Here is an 18,141-nt window from a genome sequence, read left to right on the forward strand (position 1 = left end):
GGGCCAGAAGTCTGTCTCAATCAGGAACCTCAGTCGGACCTCAGCCGACGTACGCTTCGCTCTCCAGCCTGTGCACCTCCGCGTAGCTCCGATGTAACAACTCAGACGTTATGGGCCACCGCGCGCTGGGGGAACGCTCTTAAGCCTCGCTTAGGGAAGGGCTGAGCGAGACTTATTTCGATCATCTTCGGCGCTGGCCAGCGGAGCCGGACAGGGCCTTGTCCTCCTGCGTGACCTCGCCGAGAGAGCTTCCGGTCACGGATCTGCCCGTCGGGGAATACCCTCCGCTGGTCGGATGTCCGGAAAGGTATCTGCGAGGGTGGTCACCCGGATATCGAAGGCCGACAGGTAGGAGAGGGCATGACGCATCGGCAGCCGCTGCCCGCCGACATGTTCGACGAGCTGTGCCCGTCCTCGCTGTTGCCGTTCCGTTTCGGCGACAAGTGGGCGGCCTTGGTCCTTCGCTGCCTGGAGGGCGGGCCGCGCCGGTTCTCCGAGCTCCGCGTGCCGCTGCACCGCGTCACCCCCAAGGTGCTCACGCAGTCGCTGCGCGGCCTGGAGCGCGACGGTCTCGTCTCGCGCACGGTGCACGCCGACCCCAGAGCGGGAGTGGAGTACGCGCTGACGCCGCTGGGCCGCAGCCTGCTGGAACCGTTGGAGGCCGCGTGCGCATGGGCGGCGGAGCACTGGGACGAGCTGCTCGACGCGCAGGAGCAGCACGCGGCCCCGTGACCGGCCACCGCCGGGGACCGCGTGCCGAGTGGCAGGACGGTGTCACCAGCGCCCGGACACGAGATCTTGCGCTGGGGTGAGGTGGGCTTTGCCGCAACCCGGTGACAGGTCCGGTGTGGAAGGCAGCGGGGACGACGGGCGGGCCGAGCAGATCATGATGCTGGCGTTGCGGCTCGGCGACGAGATGTTCGTGTCGGGGGCGGAGACGCGCACCGTCGAGACGGCGCTGCTGGCGGTGACCGCGCGGCTCGGGCTGCGCGGCCTGGAGGCCGACATCAGCGCCCGCTCGATCCACCTCCAGTACCGGCCGCCGGGCGGGCCGCCGCTGGTGATGATGCGGGTCACCCGCACCGACGACGGCAAGGACCTGGACCGGATGGGCCTGGTGCACCGGCTGGTCGAGGAGATCGTGACCGGCCGCACCGACGCGGCGGGCGCGGACCGCGAGCTGGACCGCATCGCGCGCGTCGCGGGCCGCTGGCCGTGGTGGGTGCGGGTCGCCGGGGGCGCGGTGCTGGCCGCGATGATCTGCCTCCAGGCGGGCGGCACGGCCGCCGGGGCGCTGGTGTCGGCGCTGCTGCTGGTGCTGGTGGACCGGGGCGGGGTGCTGGTGTCGCGCACCGGGCTGCCCGGCTTCTACCTGGTGATGGCCAAGGCGGCGCTCGCGGTGGGGATCGGCCTGCTGTTCTTCGCGCTCGGCCTGTCGGGGCAGGCGGTGGCGGGGCTGGTCGCGGCCAACCTGGTGCTGCTGCTGCCGATCCTGTCGGTGGTGTCGTTGTCGGAGGACGCCATCTCCGGGTTCACGCTGATGGCCGCCGGGCGGATCGTGGAGGTCGCGATGACGCTGGGCGCGCTGTTCGTGGGCGTCGCCATCGCCGGTTCGCTGGCCCTGGACGCCACCGACTTCGAGCAGGACGCCTACGGCGTGAAGTTCGCGCAACTGCCGCTGGTGGTGGCGCTGGCCGCGGCGGCGGTGGGCGCGGCGGGCAACACGCTGTTCAACGGCGGCGCGGCACGGCTGCTCCCGGTCGGGGTGGGCGCGGGCCTGCTCACCGGCGCGGTCAACAACCTGGCCCGCTCGGGCCTCGGCCTGGCCGCGCCCCTGGCGGTGCTGCTGGCGGCGGCCGTGCTCGGCTGGGCCGCGACGCACGCGGGCCGGCGGCTGCGCATCCCGTCCACGGTGCTGGTGATCCCCGGCGTGACCGGCGCGCTCCTGCCCGGCCCCGACGTCTACCTGGCCCTGGTCAAGTACGCCTCGGGCGCGGCGGGAGCGTCGTCGGCGCTGATGGGCGCCCTCATCACCACCGCCGCGATCGGCGTCGGCGTCGTGCTGGGCAACTTCGTCGGGACCGGGCGGGCCGGCCGCACCGCCGCCGCCCGCCTCGGCATGGACGCCCCCTGACCGTCGTCCGGCGGGTGACGGTCAGGCCCGGGAGGGACGGCGGCCCACCAGGCGGCGCGAACGGCGGCGCGCCGGGGGCAACCACTTGGTGCGGAACCACAACTGGATCTGCGCCCCGCCCAGAACCGAACGGTGGATGCGCAGATGGCCCCCCGTGGCCTCGGCCGCGCGCCGCGCGATGTCCAGCCCCAGGCCCGTGGAGCCGCCGCCACTGCGACCCCGCTGGAGCGCCGCGTCCGGATCGGCGATCCCGGGGCCCGCGTCCGCGACCAGGATGCCCGTCACGCCCTGCCCCTGGTGCAGGGTCACGGCGAAGTCGGTGCCGTCGGGGGTGTGGCGGAACACGTTGCCCAGCAGCGCGTCCACGGCGGCGGCCAGCTCGGTGGCGGGGATCGGCAGCGGCGCCGCCTGCTCGGCCCCGATCAGCTCGCACCCCCGCCCCTCGTCCTCGGCCAGCACCGACCAGAACGCCACCCGGTCCCGCAGGACCTTGGCCGCGTCGCAACTCCCCCGGCCCGCGGGCTTGCGGGCCGTCCGGATGATCAGGTCCACCTCGTGCTCGATGCGGTCCACCGCCTGCCGCGTCTGGTCGGCCACCGGGCCCTCACCGAGCGCCTCGGCGTTCAGCCGCAACGCCGCCAGCGGCGTGCGCAACCGGTGCGACAGGTCGGCGGCCATCTCCCGCTCGGCCGCCAGCAGCTGCACCACGTGGTCGGCCATCGCGTTGAACGCCGCCCCCGCCTCCACCAGCTCGGGCGGCCCGTCCGGCTCGATGCGCGCGCCGAGGTCGCCCTCGCCGAACGCCGCCGCGGTCTCGGCCAGCCGCCGGGTCGACCGGATCATGCGCGCGCCCAGCCGGTCGGCGACCGCCACCGACCCCGCCACCAGCGCCGCCGCCACCGCCGTCATCACCAGCCACGCCTTCCACACCCCGCGCGACAGGTCGGCCGCCGGAAGGTGCACCTCCACCACCGCCGTCTGCCCGCCCTCCAGCGCCACCGGCTGGAGCAGCGCGTAGCCCCCGGGGACGCGCGCGGTGTGCGAACGGCCGCGCCGGGCCGCCTCGCCGAGCTGGGCGGGCCGCGCCCGCGACCCGTTGGCGTCCCGGGGCACGTCGGTGCCGTCGGGCAGGTGCACCGCCATCCGGTGCGCCGCCCCGGCCTGGGTGGTGGCCACCGCACGCTCCAGCGCGGCCGGATCGTCGGTCACCACCAGCACCGGCCCGAGCGCGCTGGCCTGGCGCTCGGCGGCCGAGATCGCGCGGTCCCGCGCGATCTCCCGGACGGTCAGCGCCAGCGGGATCAGGAACGCCAGCGCCACCATCGACGTCACCGCCAGCGACACCAGCACCAGCGTCCGCCTCATGGGCCCGGATCCGCCAGCCGCACGCCCACCCCGCGCACCGTGTGCAGGTAGCGGGGCTCGGCCGCGGTCTCGCCCAGCTTGCGGCGCAACCACGACAGGTGCACGTCGATGGTCTGGTCGTCGCCGTACGCCTGCCGCCACACCTCCGCCAGCAGCTCGCGCCGCGCCACCACCCGGCCCGGCCGCGCCGCCAGGTAGGCCAGCAGGTCGAACTCGCGCCGGGTCAGCTCCAGCGGCGCGCCGTCCAGCGCCGCCTCGCGCCGGTCCAGGTCGATGTGCAGGCCGCCGACGCGCAGCTCGGCGGCCGGGCCCGAACGCGACGAGCGGCGCAGCACCGCCGCGAGCCGGGCGCTGAGATGCTCGGCCGAGAACGGCTTGATGAGGTAGTCGTCGGCCCCGGCGTTCAGCAGCCGCACGATCTCCGGCTCGTCGTCGCGCGCCGTCGCGATGATGACCGGCACGTCCGACACCCCGCGCACCATCTTCAGCACCTCGCCGCCGTCCAGGTCGGGCAGCCCGAGATCGAGGATCACCACGTCGGGCGGGGCCTGGGTCACCTCGCGCAGCGCGTCCATCGCCGTCCCGACACTGCGCACCACGTGCGAGCGCGCCGACAGCTCGCGGATCAAGGCGGTACGGACGTTGGCGTCGTCCTCCACCACCAGAACACTCGCCATGCCCGCAACCTATGCCACCATGTGCTGATGCGTCGCGCGATGTCGTATGTTGCGCCGTGGGCAGTGGTCACCGCGCTCGCCGTGACGCTGTCGTGGCTCGGTGTGCGCGACGTCGTGCGCACGGCGGTGTCGGACCGTTCCGCGCCCGTCCCGGTGACCGGACCCGTGACGCACGCGAGCCCGACGGTGCGGCCGATGACCAGCCCCTCGCGCGGGGAGCAGTCCGCCGAGACCCCGAAGCCACCGGCGAAGCCGTCCGCCAAGCCGTCCACGAAGACGCCTGCCGCCGCGCCCAGCGTCGATCTGGGCGACGTGCGCAGCTACGCGACCCGGGGCGGGCGCGCCGCGCTGGCGCTGGCCCCGGGCAAGGTGGTGCTGGTGTCGGCGACGCCCGAGCCGGGGTTCGAGACGCGGGTGTCGGAGGCCGAGGGCTGGTTGCGGCTCGACTTCATCGGCGGGAAGGGCACGTCGTCGGTGATCGCGACCTGGTACCGGCAGAAGCCGGTCGTGCGGACCTACGAGTACTAGGCGAGGCCGTAGTCGGTGGCGAACGCGGCGAGGCGGTCGGCTGCCTCGCGGGTGCGCGTCCACGGCCGCACGATCAGGCGGTCCACGCCGAGCCGCTCCCATTCGGCGACCTCGTCGGGGCCCGACAGCTCGTAGGCGTGCACGGTGATCTCGAACGGGTCGTCGGCGCGCCCGGCCTCCTTGCGGAGGGCGTGCAGCCGTTCCAGTTGCGGGGCGGCGCGTTCGAGGGTCTGCGGCATGCTGATCCAGCCGTCGCAGAGGGACGCGGCGCGGCGCAGGGCGGCCCTGGACTCGCCGCCCGCCACGATCGGCAGCCGCGCCTGGACGGGTTTGGGCTCGAAGGCGACCTCGGGGAAGTCGAAGAACTCGCCGTGGTGCTCGACGGCGGGTTCGGTCCACAGGCGGCGCGAGACGGCGATGGCCTCGTCCAGGCGGCGGCCCCGCGTCGCGAAGTCCACCCCGGCGGCCAGCCATTCGCCCTCGTACCAGCCCGCGCCGACGCCGACGATCGTGCGCCCGCCGGAGATCTGGTCCAGGGTCGCGAACGCGCGCGCGGCCACGAACGGGTGCCGCAGCCCGTACAGGTAGACGGCGGTGCCGAGCCTGACCCGTTCGGTGACGGCGGCGAGCGCGCACAGGTAGGCGGGCGCGTCGAACAGCGGGGTCTGCGGCCGGATGCCGGGTTCCTCGGTGCCGGGGTAGCGGGCGGTGGACAGGTCGGTGGCGAACACCAGGTGCTCGGGCAGCCACACCGACTCGAAGCCGAGCCGGTCGGCGGCGACCGCCAGGTCCGTCCAGACGGCCGGGTGCACCAGGCCGAGCGGCACTCCGAACTTCACGCGGTCCTCCCTTCGGCGCGGTCGCGCCGGACGGCGGCGGGGTCGCGGTCGGCGGGGTCGCCGTAGCCCCCGCCGCCGGAGGTCTCCACCACCAGGGCCTCGCCGACGGCGAGGGGCTGGCGGGTGGCCTTGGAGCCGAGCGGTTCGCGGGTGCCGTCGGCGCGTTGGCGGTGGTAGCCGCCCGCGCGGCCGGGGGCTCCTCCGGCGGCGCCGGGCGGGGGCCGGTGCAGGCGGTCGCCGCGGGTGTCGACGCGGGCGTCCTCCAGCATGCGGATGACGGTGCGGGTGCCGAGGCCGCCCCGGTGGCGGCCCGCCCCGCCGGAGCCGGGGATGAGGGCGACCTCCTCGACGCGGACGGGCAGGCGCGCCTCGATGGGCTCGGCCTGGGGGATGATGTTGCGGCCGCCGCCGAACAGCGCGCCGGTGGCGTCCGCGCCGTCGTGGTCGGCGCGGGCCCCGGTGCCGCCGAGGTCGAACGACATGTGCAGCCAGGGCCGCCGCGCGCCGCTGATGCTGAACGCCTGGAGGATGCCGGACGCGGCCACGCCGCCGCCCGCCTCGGTGAGGGCGGCGAAGATGGCCTCCTCCGCCGCCGCGACCGTGCCGAACCGGCCGCCGCCGGGGAACGGCGGGGTGCAGTGCACGAGCGTGCCGGGCGGCATCCGCACCTCCACCGGCGCGAAGCAGCCCTCGTTCATGGGCAGGTCGGGGTCCACGAAACACCGTACGGCGTACATGACGCCGCCGTGGGTCTGGGAGAAGCCGGAGTTGACGGGCAGCGGGACCTGCTCGTCGGTGCCGTCGAAGTCCACCACGAGCGCGCCCGCGCCGTCGGCGGTGACGGCGACGCGCACGGTGTGGCCGTCGTCGAGGGTGTACTCGCCGCGGTGGGTCCCGGCGGGCAGCGCGGCGAGGCCCGCGCGCATGCGCCGCTCGGTGTGGGCGAGGTAGCCCGCGACGCCGCGGGCGAGGCCCGCGGGGGTGTGCTCGGCGATGATCTCTTCGAGGCGGCGGGCGGCGACGTTGGCCCCGGCGATGAGGGCGCGCAGGTCGCCCACGAGCTTGTCGGGGGTGCGGCTGTTGGCGGCCAGCACCCGTACGAGGTCGTCCACGAGCCCGGCGGCGGTGGCGACGCGGACCGGCGGGAGCTGGAGCCCTTCGAGGTAGACGTCGGTGGCGTCGGAGGCCATGCCGCCCGCCGACAGGCCGGACAGGTCGGCGACGTGGATCAGCGTGCCGGTGAAGTAGGCAGGCGCGCCGTCCACGAACACGGGCCGGAACACCAGCAGGTCGTTGGCGTGGATGCCGCCCTGGTAGACGTCGTTGAGCACGAACACGTCGCCGGGGCGCATCGCGGCGGCGGGATGGGCCTTCAAGACGTGCGGCAGCGCGCTGCGGAGGCTGGCGCACTGGATGAGCGCGGTGGACAGAGAGTGCGCGACGAGGCGGCCGTCGGCGTCCAGGATCGCGGCGGCGGCGTCGGCGCCCTCCACGATGAAGGTGGAGTAGGCCGAGCGCACCACGACGATGCTGGCCTCCTCGGCGGCCACGCACAGCGCGTTGCGGAGGATCTCGGCGGTCAGGTCGTTTTCTGGGGCCATGTGCCACTCTCCAGGAGCAGGGCGCCGTGGTCGTCGGCGGTGCCGCGCCAGCCGGGCGGGACCAGCAGCGAGCACTGCGGTTCGGTGAGGACGCACGGGCCGGTCAGGGTCTCCCCCGGCGCGATGCCGCCGCGCGCCCGGACGGGCACCTCGCGGAACGCGCCGTCCAGCCACACCCGCCGCGCGCCCGCGACGTCCGGGGCGGGTTCGGCGCGCGGGGTGTCGCGGGAGCCGGACGGCAGCACGGCGCGGACGCGGGCGGTGGTCAGCTCGGCCGGGTCGCGCAGGTCGATGCCGTAGGACTCGTGGTAGCGCTTGTAGAACTCCTCCGCCGCGCCCCGCACGACCCCGGGGGTGATCGGCCCGGCGGGCAGCTCGACGGTGAAGGCGTGCGCCTGGCCGGTGAACCTGATCCCCACCGAACGCGACACCTCCGCCCGGTCCACCGCCAGGTCCACGAGCGCGGCGCGTTCGAGGTCGGCGAGGACGTCGGCCAGTTCCCCGAGCCGGTCGCGGCCGACCGAGCACGACACCAGCTCGCCGACCGGGGCGAGGAAGGTCCGGGCCCGCTCGATGGCGAGGTCGGCGTGGAGCAGCCCGACGGCCGAGCCGACGCCCGCCTGCGGCGGCACCAGCACGCGGCCGATGCCGAAGCGCTCGGCCAGCCGCACCACGTGGGTGGGGGCCGCGCCGCCGAGGGCGACGAGGGTGAAGCCGCGCGGGTCGATGCCACGCCGCACCGTCACCACGTGGATGGCCGCGCCCATCTGGGCGTTGGCGATGTCGTGGACGGCGGCGGCGGCCTCCACGACCGGCACGCCCAGCGGCCCGGCGACGTGCTCGGCGATGGCGGCCTCGGCGCGTTCGGGCGACAGGCGCAGCTCGCCGAAGCCGTCGGGATCGAGGTAGCCGAGCACGAGGTTGGCGTCGGTGACGGTCGGCAGCTCCCCGCCGCGCCCGTAGCAGGCGGGGCCGGGGTCGGCGCCCGCCGAGCGCGGCCCGACGCGCAGCGTCCCGGCGTCCACCCAGGCGATCGAGCCGCCGCCGGAGCCGACCTCGGCCAGGTCGATCGCCGGGATCTTGATGGGGACGCCGGTGCCGGGGCGGCGGCCCCCGAAGCTGCCCTTGCCGCCCACTTGGAACTCGTGGGTGACGCCGGGCCGCCCGCCGCGCACCAGCCCGGCCTTGGCGGTGGTGCCGCCCATGTCGAAGGAGATCAGGTCGGCCAGGCCGCGCCGCGCGCCCTGCCGCGCGGCGGCGATGACCCCGGCGGCCGGGCCCGACTCGATCGTGTAGACCGCGCGGGCGGCGGCGAGCGCGGCGGGCAGCACGCCGCCCGCCGACTCCATGACGTGCACCGGCGCGGTGACGCCGAGGTCGCGCAGGCGGCCGCCGAGCCGGTCCAGGTAGGAGGCCATGACGGGGCCGACGTAGGCGGACATGAGGGTGGTGGTGGCGCGCTCGTACTCGCCCAGCTCCGGCCAGACCGAGGCGGAGGTGACGACGGGGACGCTCTCCGGCAGTCGCGCCCGGATGATGGCGGCGAGGCGTTCCTCGTGTTCGGGGTTGACGTAGGAGTGCAGCAGGCAGATCGCGACGGCCGCGACGCGCAGGGCGGCGATGTCGTCGGCGACGCGTGCGGCGGCCGTCTCGTCCAGTGGGGCGAGCACCTGCCCGTCAGCGGCGACGCGTTCGGGCACGGTGAAGGTGTGGGTGTGCGGGACGGGCGGGTCGGGCTGCTCGTAGGCCAGGTCGTAGCGCTCCTCCTCCACGCGTGCCTGCCGTCCGAGCGCCAGCATCGAGCCGAAGCCCTCGGTGGTGACGAACGCGACCGGAACGCCGGTGCGCTCCAGGATGACGTTGGTGGCCAGGGTCGTGGCGTGCACGAACCGGCCAACCTCGCCCGGCGCGACGCCGGAGGAGGCCAAGACCTGCTCGACGCCGCGCAACAGGCCGGTGGTGGGGTCGTCGGGGGTGGTGAGGGTCTTGGCGACGCGCACCTGGCCGTCGGTGCCGATGAGCACGACGTCGGTGAAGGTGCCGCCGACGTCGCTGGCGAGCGTGACGCCCGACGCGTTGCCTTCCGTGACGTCCGGCGCGCCATCCGCCGTGCCGTCTGCTGTGGCGCTCACCGGCGGGCTCCTTCCGGCCGCGCCTCGTCCAGTAGGGCGGCGCGCAGGCGCGCGCGGTGCACGCCGTCGTCACCCCAGGCCGGACGCAGCGCCCACACCCGGTTGAGCCAGATCTGAAGGTTCAGCTCGTCGGTGTAGCCGATCGCGCCGTGCACCTGGAGGGCCGCGCGGGCGGCCTGGTGGGCGGCGCGGTTGGCGGCGAGCTTGGCGGCCGACACGTCGCGCGAGGCGTCGGGTTCGTCGTGCGCGAGCGCGTAGGCGGCTCCGTAGACCAGCGGCGCGGCGAACTCCAGCGCGATCGCCACGTCCGCGAGCTTGTGCTTGACGGCCTGGAAGGAGCCGATGACCTGCCCGAACTGGCGGCGCTGCTGCGCGTACCCGACCGCCTCCTCCAGTAGCCGCCGCCCGGCCCCGACGAGCTGGGCGGCGGTGGCGAGCGCGGCGTGGTCGAAGGCGGGCGAGTCGTCGGCGTTCAGGTCGTCGGTGAACAGCGGGCGGGTGGCGTCCACCGACCGGACCCGGGTCAGCGCCACCTCGCCGTGCGGCGCGACCAGCGTCCCGGCGGCGATCAGGTCGGCGAGGTCGGCGTCGGGCAGGTAGGGCGACCCGGCCGACCGCGCGGTGACGGTGAGCGCCCCGGCGGCGATCTCGGCGTGCCGCCCGGCCGGGACGACCAGCGGCGCGACCGCGACGGTCTCGGCGAGCGGCCCCGGCACCGCGAAGCGGCCGGTCTCCTCGAACGCCAGCACGGTGTCCAGCGGCGTCAGCCCCAGCCCGCCGTGCTCCTCGGCGACGTGCGCGCCCAGCAGCCCGACCTCGGCCAGCGCCTTCCAGCCCGGTCCGGGCCGGGGCCCGGACCGCACGGCCTCGGGCGGGCAGGTCTTCTCCAGCACCTCGCGGACGGCCTCGGCGAGCAGCCGCTGGTCCTGCGTGAACGAGAACCTCATCGTGGCAGCCCCAGGACGCGTTCGGCGATGATGTTGCGCTGGATCTCGTTGGTCCCGGCGTAGATGGGCCCGGCCAGCGCGAACAGGAACCCGTCCAGCCAGCGCCCGGCGACGGGCGCGGCCGGGCCGAGCAGGTCGAGCGCCAGCTCGTGCATCCGCAGGTCCAGCTCCGACCAGAACACCTTCATCAGGCTGGAGTCGGCGCCCAGCTCGACGCCCTCGGCCAGCCGGGCGGCGGCGCGGAAGGTGTGCAGGCGGTAGGCGCGGCTGTCGGACCACGCCCGCACGGCGGCGTCGCGCAACGTCTGGTCGGCGCTGGCGCGGGCCAGTTCCAGCAGCCGGTCGGCGGTCGCCATGAACCGGCCGGGGCTGCGCAGGGTGAGGCCGCGCTCGGAGCTGGTGGTGGCCATGGCGACCTTCCAGCCCTGGCCGACGCCGCCGAGCACGCCGTCGGCGGGCACGAACACGTCGTCGAAGAAGATCTCGGCGAAGCCGTGCTCGCCGTCGAGCTGCGCGATGGGCCGGACGGTGACGCCTTCGCTGTCCAGCGGCAGCATGAAGTAGGTGAGGCCCCGGTGCCGCTGCGATTCGGGGTCGGTGCGGAACAGCCCGAAGCACCATTCGGCGTAGACGGCGCGCGAGCTCCAGGTCTTCTGGCCGTTGAGCCGCCAGCCGTCGCCGTCGGGGGTGGCGGTCGCCCGGAGCGCGGCCAGGTCGCTGCCCGCCTCCGGTTCCGACCACGCCTGCGCCCACACGTCGTCGGCGCGGGCCATGCGCGGCAGGTGGCGGCGCTTCTGCTCGTCGGTGCCGTAGGCCAGCAGGGTCGGGGCGAGCAGGAAGACGCCGTTCTGGCTGACCCGGCCGGGCGCGCCCGCCGCCCAGTACTCCTCCTCGAAGACCAGCCAGTCGAGCAGGCCCGCGCCGCGCCCGCCGTACTCACGCGGCCACGACACCGCCGACAGCCGGGCGTCGGCCAGTCGCCGCTCCCACTCGCGGTGCCGCTCGAACCCCTCGGCGGTGTCCATCGACGGCAGCGGCTCGCGCGGCACGTGCGCGGCCAGCCAGTCCCGGACCTCGGCGCGGAACGCGTCCTGCCGTGCGCTGAATGTGAGATCCACCCGACCTCCGAACGAGACCAAACTAGCGATCGCTTGGTACGGTAACGGCCATGCTGCTCAAGGACAAGACGGCCGTCATCACCGGCGCGGGCCCCGGGCTGGGCCGCACGCTGGCGGTCCTCATGGCCCGCGAGGGCGCGGACGTCGCGGTCGCGGCGCGCGGCGCGGGCACCCTGGAGAAGATCGCCGCCGAGGTGGAGGCGGAGGGGCGGCGGGCGCTGGCCGTGCCGACCGACGTGTCCGACCCCGGGCAGGTGCGGGGGCTGGCCGACGCCGTCATGGAGCGTTTCGGGCGGGTGGACGTTCTGGTGAACGCGGCGTTCCCGGGCACGCACCGCAAGAACGTCCTGGACATGGACGACGCCTACCTGGAGCAGTGGCGCCGGACCGTCGAGATCGCCGCCTACGGCACGCTGCTGTCGTGCCGGTACTTCGCGCCGCACATGGTCGCGGCGGGCGGCGGCTCGATCGTGAACCTGACCTCGATGTCCAGCCGCGTCGGATACGCGGGACGTTCGGACTACGCGGCCGGGAAGTCGGCGGTGCACCTGCTGTCGCACTGCCTGGCCGACGAGCTGGGGCCGTCGGGCGTGCGCGTCAACTGCGTCGCGCCCGGCTGGATCGCCAGCGGGACGCTGGACGACTGGATGCGCGCCCGCGCCGCCGCCGAGGGCACGACCTTCGAGGAGGTCCGCGCCCGCGACGTGGCGGCGATGGCGCTGCGCCGCATCGCGTCGGAGGAGGACGTGGCGCGCGCCGTGATCTTTCTGGCGTCGGAGCGGGCGGCCGCGACGACGGGCGCGACCCTCGACGTCAACGGCGGCCAGCAGTTCACCTGAGCCGGACTTCAAGCGGACCCCACGCGAGGTGGTCGCGCTGCGCCGGGGAACGCCGAAGCCCTGACCCGGAGGCCGGGCCAGGGCTTAGGGCGGCGTGCGTCGGCGCGCGGTCGTCAGGACCCGGCCGCCGCCTTCTTCGGCGGGCGGACCCTGTGCCAGACCGCGCGCACGTAGCCGGTCAGCCGGTCGCTGAGCCGCCGGGCGGCGGGGAACTCGGTGCCCAGCAGCCCGAGCCCGGCGAACAGGACCACCAGGCCGGGGCCGGGCAGCACCATCAGCAGCAGGCCGACGACGATCAGCGCGCCGCCGGTGACGGCGACGGCGACCTTGCGCACCAGCCGCAGCCGGGACGGGGCGGCGCTCCCGGCCGCGGTCTCGGTCTCGGGCCGTTCGGGCGCGGTGACGGTCACATGCTCTCCTCTGGGCGTCGTTGGCGTCCTTGTCCTGTTCGACGTACGGGAGGGCCGCAACGATCCCGCGAGAGGTTGTGAGCACCGCCATAGGCGTTCCGGAAACCCCGCCGGATCAGCGGTGGTTCAGCCGCACCCGCGCCAGTTGCGGCGAGAACACCAGCGGATCGTCGGCGAGCCGCACCTTCAGGTAGGCCGTTCCGGCGGGCAGCGCCTCGGCCGGGGTGAGCACCGCGCCCTTCCAGCCCAGCGCGGCGTCCACCTTGTAGCTCGGGGACGACGCCAGCGCGACCGGCCGCCAGGTGGTGCCGTCGGCCGAGACCTCCGCCGTCACCTTCCCCAGCAGCGCGGTCACCTGGTAGACGGTCAGCGCGAAGCTGGTCAGGCCGGGCTGCCGGTAGACCACCCAGCCGGGCGCGAAGCCGGTGCGCTTGAGGCGGGCCGCCTCGCCGGAGAACGATCCGGGGTTGGCGGTGTCGATCGCCAGTCCGGGGCTGTGCGCGTGGGTCTTGCGCAGGTCGGCGAGGTCGTCGGTCCAGGAGCGGGTGCCGCCGGTGGCGCGGACCTCGCCGGTGGAGGTCAGCACCACGACGCCGCGTCCGGGCAGCGTGACGGTGAGGTCGCCCGTCAGCCGCACGGTGCGCTTGGGCACCGGGTAGCCCTCGGCGTCGGCGGGCCGGTCGTCCTCGAAGTAGCGGTACTCGGCCAGCGTCGCGCCGGGCGCGGCGTCGGGGACGCGCAGGGTGAGGGTGCGGGCGGAGCCGGTGTGGTTGACGACGGCGATCGACAGGCCGTCGCCGGGCGTGCGGGCGGCGGTGACGCGGACGCCCGCGTACCCGGTCGCCGGGGCGTTCAGGACGCGGCTGCCGCGCGGGAAGCAGCGGCTCAGCAACGACCAGGTGTAGAACCACGGGCGCAGGTCCAGGTCGCTCACCGGGTAGCCGTCCCGGCCGCCGAGGGAGTTCCAGAAGCCCCAGCCCTTGAGGTTCTTGCTGCCGTACTCGCCGCCGGTGTGCTGGGCGTCGTCGAGGTTCCAGGCCGCCACGCCCGCCAGGCCCGCGCGCATCACCTGGACGGCGTAGTCTGCCATCTGCACGCCGTACCGGAAGCCGTAGCGCTCCTTCTGGGTGTCGGGGGCGTGCATGCCGATCTCGGGCACGTCCAGGCCCCGGTCCATGCCCGCCTCAAGGACCATGAACGGCTTGGCGGCGGTGTCGCGGTTGTCGATGTACTGGCGCTGCCACCACAGGCGCTGCTCCAGGTCGCCGCGCTCGACGTTGTAGACGTACTCGTACTTGTGCACGTCGTAGGCGCCCATCAGCTCCTTGCCGCGCTCGACGGTCCGGACCACCCAGCTCTCGCTCTGCCCGGACAGCAGGTCGGCGGTCTTGCTGAGCACGTCGTCGGCCTCGGTGGCGTCCGGGCCGACGAGCGTGATCCGGCCGAGCAGCCCGCGCCGCGCGATCTCGGCGTGCATGTTGCGGGCCGAGGTCAGCCACGGGTCGAAGGGACCGTAGTCGGGGAACCAGAGGTTCGGCTCGTTGTGCAGGTTGTAGTGCTTGGGGCAGGTGTAGCCGCGCACGTTCAGGACCTGGTGCAGCAGGTCGCCGACAAGGCGGGCCCAGCGCGGGTCCTCGGCCTTGAGGTTCAGCGGCGGGCCGGACGGCGGCGACCACTCGCCGAGCACGACCTCCGCGCCGTTCTGCTCCGCCCAGTCCAGCATCCGGTAGAACGACCGCATCTTGGCCGAGTCCCAGTCGTAGACCGGCTCGCCCGCCGCGTCGAAGCCGGTGCAGTACCAGCCCGCGCCGATGACCACGCGCAGCACTTGGGGCCGCATGAACGCCAGCCGCCGGTGGACCAGCGCCCACTGCGCGTCGGTCAGCTCGGTCTCGAACGGCGAGAAGTGCACGCCGAGGCCCTTGAAGGTGGCCTGCTGGACGTTGTCGAGATGCAGGGCCACCGTCCCGGCCGTTGCAAAGGCCGGGCGGGCGGCCAGGGTCGGGAGGGCGAAGCCGCCCGCCGTCACGGCCGCCGTGGCGGTGCTCAGCTTGAGGAACCGGCGCCGGTCCGGCCTGGCGTTCTCGTTCACGGGCGCTCCACTCGCTCCGGGCGCCGGGCGGGGGGAGCCCGGACCCCAGGATGCAATCATGAACATTGCTCACGTTTCAAGGGTCCGGCGGCTTCCGGCAGGTCAGCGCAGTGGCGTTCAGCGCAGCGGCATCACGAACATCGCCGTCGCCTCGACCGTCGTCCTGCCGTCCGGTCCGGTGATGGCGGCCTCCGCGAAGGTCTTGCGGCCCTCCACGCGCGTGACCTTGGCGGCGGCGGTCAGCGGCACGCCGTGCGGGGTCGGGCGGCGATAGCGAAGGTCCAGCGTGGCGGTCATGCCCGGGGTGCCGTTGGCGGCGGCCGCCGCGCCCAGCAGCTGGTCCAGCACCATCGCCGACATGCCGCCGTGCACGAACGAGGGCGGCCCCTCGTAGACGCCGCCGAGCACGAAGCTCGCGCGGGCCGACCCGTCGGCGCCCAGCTCGATCTCCACCGGCGGCGCGATCGGGTTGAGCGGGCCGCTGACCGGGCTGGCGAGCTGGCGCACCGAGCCGTCGGGGCCGAGCCGCGCGACCGGCGGATCGGTGCGCCGCGCCGCCGACAGCCGCTCGGTCAGCGCGGCGACCTCGGCCGACACCGCCGCGACCTCGGCCGGATCGACGTCGGTGTGCACCACCGCGTCGGTCAACTCCCGCACGCGGGCGGCCAGCTCCGCCAGGGCCGTCACCTGCGCCTCGCCCAGCACGTGCCGCTCCCGTGTGGCGAACACGCGCCGCATCGCCGCCTCGGCCCCGCTCATCCGGCCTCCCAGTGCCCGTTGACCGAACCTGATTCTAGATCGTCGGCGGGCGGGGCTCAGACCGGTCCGGCCAGCGGCACGCCGGGCCAGCGGACGGTGCGCAGCGCGCCCAGGTCGGCGAGGGCGACCCGTCCCTCGGCGGCCAGCGTCGCCAGCACCCCGGCGGCCTGCGCGACGGTGACGTGGCGGCCGTGCGAGCATTCGGCGGCCGGGTCCAGGACCTCCATCCACAACACGGGCGTCCACGCCACCGGGCCCGGTTCCCAGATCGCCTGCACGACGGTGCCGGCGACGTCCTCACAGGTGATGAAGCTGCCGTCGCGCGGCACCAGCGCGTGCAGCAGGTCCCGGCACTCCCCCGTCGACGCGGGCCTGCCCTCCTCGTACAGGGCGCGCGCGTAGTCGCAGTAGGTCACGATGAACGTTTCCGGACGTAATTCGACGTTATGCGGGTTTTTTGGCTGGTCATCCGGCCTGCGGGCGCGCTTTTCGTCGGTCACGCGGGGATTATGGCCAGCGCCGCCGTCGTCGCGGACGGCGTTGCGGCGTTACGCCCGGAAGCGGTCAGGTCGCGGGAAGGTCACCGCAGGCGAAGCGCACGGTCTCGTCCAGCGTCAGCGACCGGCCCCGGCCGTGGTGCCGGGCGAAGGCGTCGCCGCCGAGCGCGGCGCGCGCCTGCGCCTCCAGCTCGCGGTGCTGGCTCTCCAGCGCCGCGTCGCCCAGCCGGGGCACCCCGACCTGCGCCGGATAGCGGGCCGCCGCGCCCAGCAGGATCGCGCCCTCGGCGAAGCGACGCTGCCGCGCGAACACCCAGCCCAGCAGCTCGAAACTGTTGGTGAGGCCGACCGGGTCCTCCATCCGCCGGAACATCGCCAGGCAGGACCGCAGCTCCGCCGCGCAGCGGTCGGCCTCGTCCTGGAACCAGTGCGCCAGGGCCCGTACGTACCCGGCCCAGGCGCGGATCCAGCACTCCTGCGGGGCGTCGGCCAGCAGCCGTCCGGCCTCGGCGCACTCGGCCAGCGCGGCGGCGGACGCGCCGGTGCGGGCGCGGTGGAAGCCGCGCAGCACCCGCAGCATGATCAGGTCGTTGCGCAGGCCCGCCTCAAGGAAGACCTCCAGCGCCTCGTCGAAGCAGCGCTCGGCCCGCGCGGCGTCGCCCATGAACGTGGCGGCGGTGCCCAGCGTGCGCTGCGCCCGCGCGTACCCGACCGCGTCGTGGGTGCGTTCGGCGAGCTTGATGGCCTCCGCCAGCAGCGGCAGTGCGGTGGGCGACTCGCCCTGGTTGGTACGGAAGTAGGCCGCCTGCCACAACGCCTCGACACGTTCGGGGCACGGCTCACGCACCGCCGCCAGGCCCCGGTCCAGCCAGTAGCGGCCCTCGGTGAACCGCGACACGCACATCCACGCCGGGAACAGCGCGGTGGCCAGCCGCAGCCCGGCCCGCCCCTCGCCGCCCGCCGTGAAGCAGAACTCCAGCCCCACGCGCAGGTTGTCGCGCTCGCCCTCCATGCGCCGCACCCAGGCGTACTGGCCGTCGGTCAGCCAGGCGGCGGACGCGCGCGACGCGAGCCGGGTCATGCAGTCGCGGTGCCGGACGCGCAGCGGGCGGGCGTCCTCGACGGCCTCCAGCCACGCCGCGCCGTACTCGCGGACGGTGTCGAGCATGACGTACCGGCCGGGCCCGGCGCGCTGCACGATCGACTTCTCCGCCAGGCCCGCCAGGTGCTCGGCCACCTCGACCCGGTCCAGCCGGTCGTCGGCGCACACCTCCTCGGCCATCGCCGCGTCGAACCCGCCCGCGAAGACCGACAGCCGGGCCCACAACAACCGCTCGTGCGGGGCGCACAGCTCGTGGCTCCAGCCGACCGTGGTGCGCAGCGCCTGGTGCCGTGTCAGCTCCGACGGCCCGTTGTCCAGCACCCAGAACAGCACGTCCAGCCGCCGCACGAGCCGGTCGAGGCTGAGCGAGCGCAACCGCACCGCCGCCAGCTCGATGGCCAGCGGGATGCCGTCCAGCCTCCGGCACAGCAGCTCGACCCGGTCGCGGTTGGCGCGGGTGACCGTGAAGCCGGGCACGGCCTCGGCGGCGCGGGCGGCGAACAGCGCGACCGCGTCGGCCGCGCCCTGCGGCCCGTCCGGCTCGTCCGGCACCGCCAGCGGCGGCACCACCAGCACCTCCTCGCCGGGCACGTCCAGCGGCTGCCTGCTGGTGACCAGCAGCCGCAGCTCGGGGCATCCGGCCAGCAGCGTGCCCGCCAAGGCGGCGCTCTCGGCCACCAGGTGCTCGCAGGTGTCCAGGATCAGCAGCGCCCGCCGGTCGCGCAGGAAGCCGGCCAGCAGCTCCAGCGGGGTGCCGGCCATGCTGTCGCGCAGCCCCATCGCCTCGGCGACGGTGTCGGGCAGCAGCGCCCCGTCGCGCAGCCCGGACAGTTCCACCAGGTGGACGCCGCCGGGGAACGACAGCGCCGCGTCGCGGGCGGCGCGCAGCGCGAGGCGGGTCTTGCCGACGCCGCCCGGCCCGGTGAGGGTGACCAGCCGGACGCGCTCCAGGGCGTCGCGGACCGCGCGCAGCTCCCGCGCCCGCCCGACGAAGCTGCTCGCCTCCGCGGGCAGGTCGTCCCAGGGCCGCCACGGACCGTCCATCGCGCCGCCTCTCCGCCACCGACCGACCTCAGTATGCGACCGCCGTCCCCTTCCCAC

General features: G+C 74.9%; 16 protein-coding genes. 4 read left to right on the top strand and 12 right to left on the bottom strand.

Annotated features, from left to right (window positions below; translation table 11 throughout):
- Nucleotides 1-360: 360 nt before the first annotated feature.
- Nucleotides 361-732 (top strand): winged helix-turn-helix transcriptional regulator, encoded by a 372-nt coding sequence (locus AH6_RS20400; protein ID WP_067482204.1) that lies wholly within the window; start codon nt 361-363, stop codon nt 730-732.
- Between the two features lie 115 nt (nt 733-847).
- On the top strand, nt 848-2,134 hold the full coding sequence (locus AH6_RS20405; RefSeq protein WP_067482206.1) for a threonine/serine exporter family protein: 1,287 nt from the start codon (nt 848-850) through the stop codon (nt 2,132-2,134).
- A 21-nt stretch (nt 2,135-2,155) separates the two neighbouring features.
- Here the strand turns inward: AH6_RS20405 and AH6_RS20410 are convergent, their stop codons facing one another.
- Both AH6_RS20410 and AH6_RS20415 read right to left on the bottom strand, forming a co-directional pair.
- Nucleotides 2,156-3,499 (bottom strand): sensor histidine kinase, encoded by a 1,344-nt coding sequence (locus tag AH6_RS20410; RefSeq protein ID WP_067482208.1) that lies wholly within the window; start codon nt 3,497-3,499, stop codon nt 2,156-2,158.
- On the bottom strand, nt 3,496-4,176 hold the full coding sequence (locus tag AH6_RS20415) for a response regulator transcription factor (RefSeq protein ID WP_067482210.1): 681 nt from the start codon (nt 4,174-4,176) through the stop codon (nt 3,496-3,498). The genes AH6_RS20410 and AH6_RS20415 overlap by 4 nt, the downstream gene beginning before the upstream one ends.
- Nucleotides 4,177-4,203: 27 nt before the next feature.
- Here AH6_RS20415 and AH6_RS20420 point away from each other — a divergent pair, with 27 nt between their 5' ends.
- A complete protein-coding gene (locus AH6_RS20420; protein ID WP_067482212.1) occupies nt 4,204-4,704 on the top strand; it encodes a hypothetical protein in 501 nt (166 codons plus the stop codon).
- On the opposite strand, the gene AH6_RS20425 is transcribed toward AH6_RS20420, so the two are convergent.
- From AH6_RS20425 to AH6_RS20445, 5 genes are read right to left on the bottom strand one after another with little or no spacing between them, the layout of a single operon-like run.
- Complete coding sequence (locus tag AH6_RS20425) at nt 4,701-5,543, bottom strand: TIGR03619 family F420-dependent LLM class oxidoreductase (protein WP_067482214.1); 843 nt, start codon at nt 5,541-5,543, stop codon at nt 4,701-4,703. The two genes, AH6_RS20420 and AH6_RS20425, sit on opposite strands and share 4 nt — an antisense overlap.
- Entirely contained in the window at nt 5,540-7,144 is a 1,605-nt protein-coding gene (locus tag AH6_RS20430; protein ID WP_067482216.1) for a hydantoinase B/oxoprolinase family protein, read from the bottom strand. Before AH6_RS20430 ends, AH6_RS20425 begins: the two co-directional genes overlap by 4 nt.
- The gene (locus tag AH6_RS20435) at nt 7,123-9,276 is read right to left on the bottom strand and encodes a hydantoinase/oxoprolinase family protein (protein WP_083983244.1); all 2,154 of its coding nucleotides are present in this window, start codon (nt 9,274-9,276) and stop codon (nt 7,123-7,125) included. Before AH6_RS20435 ends, AH6_RS20430 begins: the two co-directional genes overlap by 22 nt.
- Nucleotides 9,273-10,223, bottom strand: a complete 951-nt coding sequence (locus tag AH6_RS20440) for an acyl-CoA dehydrogenase family protein (RefSeq protein ID WP_067482218.1) — start codon at nt 10,221-10,223, stop codon at nt 9,273-9,275. Before AH6_RS20440 ends, AH6_RS20435 begins: the two co-directional genes overlap by 4 nt.
- A complete protein-coding gene (locus tag AH6_RS20445; RefSeq protein WP_067482220.1) occupies nt 10,220-11,341 on the bottom strand; it encodes an acyl-CoA dehydrogenase family protein in 1,122 nt (373 codons plus the stop codon). The genes AH6_RS20440 and AH6_RS20445 overlap by 4 nt, the downstream gene beginning before the upstream one ends.
- A gap of 50 nt (nt 11,342-11,391) precedes the next feature.
- Here AH6_RS20445 and AH6_RS20450 point away from each other — a divergent pair, with 50 nt between their 5' ends.
- Nucleotides 11,392-12,180 (top strand): SDR family oxidoreductase, encoded by a 789-nt coding sequence (locus AH6_RS20450; protein ID WP_067482222.1) that lies wholly within the window; start codon nt 11,392-11,394, stop codon nt 12,178-12,180.
- 113 nt (nt 12,181-12,293) lie between these two features.
- On the opposite strand, the gene AH6_RS20455 is transcribed toward AH6_RS20450, so the two are convergent.
- The 5 genes from AH6_RS20455 to AH6_RS20475 all read right to left on the bottom strand — a co-directional run bounded on the left by AH6_RS20455 (nt 12,294) and on the right by AH6_RS20475 (nt 18,084).
- Nucleotides 12,294-12,590 (bottom strand): PGPGW domain-containing protein, encoded by a 297-nt coding sequence (locus AH6_RS20455; RefSeq protein WP_218005891.1) that lies wholly within the window; start codon nt 12,588-12,590, stop codon nt 12,294-12,296.
- A gap of 115 nt (nt 12,591-12,705) precedes the next feature.
- The gene (locus AH6_RS20460) at nt 12,706-14,682 is read right to left on the bottom strand and encodes a hypothetical protein (protein WP_067482224.1); all 1,977 of its coding nucleotides are present in this window, start codon (nt 14,680-14,682) and stop codon (nt 12,706-12,708) included.
- A gap of 117 nt (nt 14,683-14,799) precedes the next feature.
- On the bottom strand, nt 14,800-15,441 hold the full coding sequence (locus tag AH6_RS20465; RefSeq protein ID WP_083983246.1) for a PaaI family thioesterase: 642 nt from the start codon (nt 15,439-15,441) through the stop codon (nt 14,800-14,802).
- A 56-nt stretch (nt 15,442-15,497) separates the two neighbouring features.
- The gene (locus AH6_RS20470; RefSeq protein ID WP_067482226.1) at nt 15,498-15,857 is read right to left on the bottom strand and encodes a hypothetical protein; all 360 of its coding nucleotides are present in this window, start codon (nt 15,855-15,857) and stop codon (nt 15,498-15,500) included.
- Nucleotides 15,858-16,005: 148 nt separating this feature from the next.
- Nucleotides 16,006-18,084 carry an ATP-binding protein gene (locus AH6_RS20475; RefSeq protein WP_067482228.1) on the bottom strand — a complete coding sequence of 693 codons (2,079 nt, stop codon included), beginning with the start codon at nt 18,082-18,084 and terminating at the stop codon, nt 16,006-16,008.
- Between the last annotated feature and the right edge of the window lie 57 nt (nt 18,085-18,141).

Origin of the sequence: Actinomadura hibisca NBRC 15177, from assembly GCF_001552635.1 — a bacterium.
In the GTDB taxonomy this organism is placed as follows: Bacteria; Actinomycetota; Actinomycetes; order Streptosporangiales; family Streptosporangiaceae; genus Spirillospora; species Spirillospora hibisca.

Excerpts from the sequence above, each read along its gene's own strand:
- AH6_RS20400 (WP_067482204.1), top strand. The coding sequence starts at position 361 with ATGACGCATCGGCAGCCGCTGCCCGCCGACATGTTCGACGAGCTGTGC.
- AH6_RS20410 (WP_067482208.1), bottom strand. The coding sequence starts at position 3,499 with ATGAGGCGGACGCTGGTGCTGGTGTCGCTGGCGGTGACGTCGATGGTG.
- AH6_RS20415 (WP_067482210.1), bottom strand. The coding sequence starts at position 4,176 with ATGGCGAGTGTTCTGGTGGTGGAGGACGACGCCAACGTCCGTACCGCC.
- AH6_RS20420 (WP_067482212.1), top strand. The coding sequence starts at position 4,204 with ATGCGTCGCGCGATGTCGTATGTTGCGCCGTGGGCAGTGGTCACCGCG.
- AH6_RS20430 (WP_067482216.1), bottom strand. The coding sequence starts at position 7,144 with ATGGCCCCAGAAAACGACCTGACCGCCGAGATCCTCCGCAACGCGCTG.
- AH6_RS20440 (WP_067482218.1), bottom strand. The coding sequence starts at position 10,223 with ATGAGGTTCTCGTTCACGCAGGACCAGCGGCTGCTCGCCGAGGCCGTC.
- AH6_RS20450 (WP_067482222.1), top strand. The coding sequence starts at position 11,392 with ATGCTGCTCAAGGACAAGACGGCCGTCATCACCGGCGCGGGCCCCGGG.
- AH6_RS20465 (WP_083983246.1), bottom strand. The coding sequence starts at position 15,441 with ATGAGCGGGGCCGAGGCGGCGATGCGGCGCGTGTTCGCCACACGGGAG.
- AH6_RS20475 (WP_067482228.1), bottom strand. The coding sequence starts at position 18,084 with ATGGACGGTCCGTGGCGGCCCTGGGACGACCTGCCCGCGGAGGCGAGC.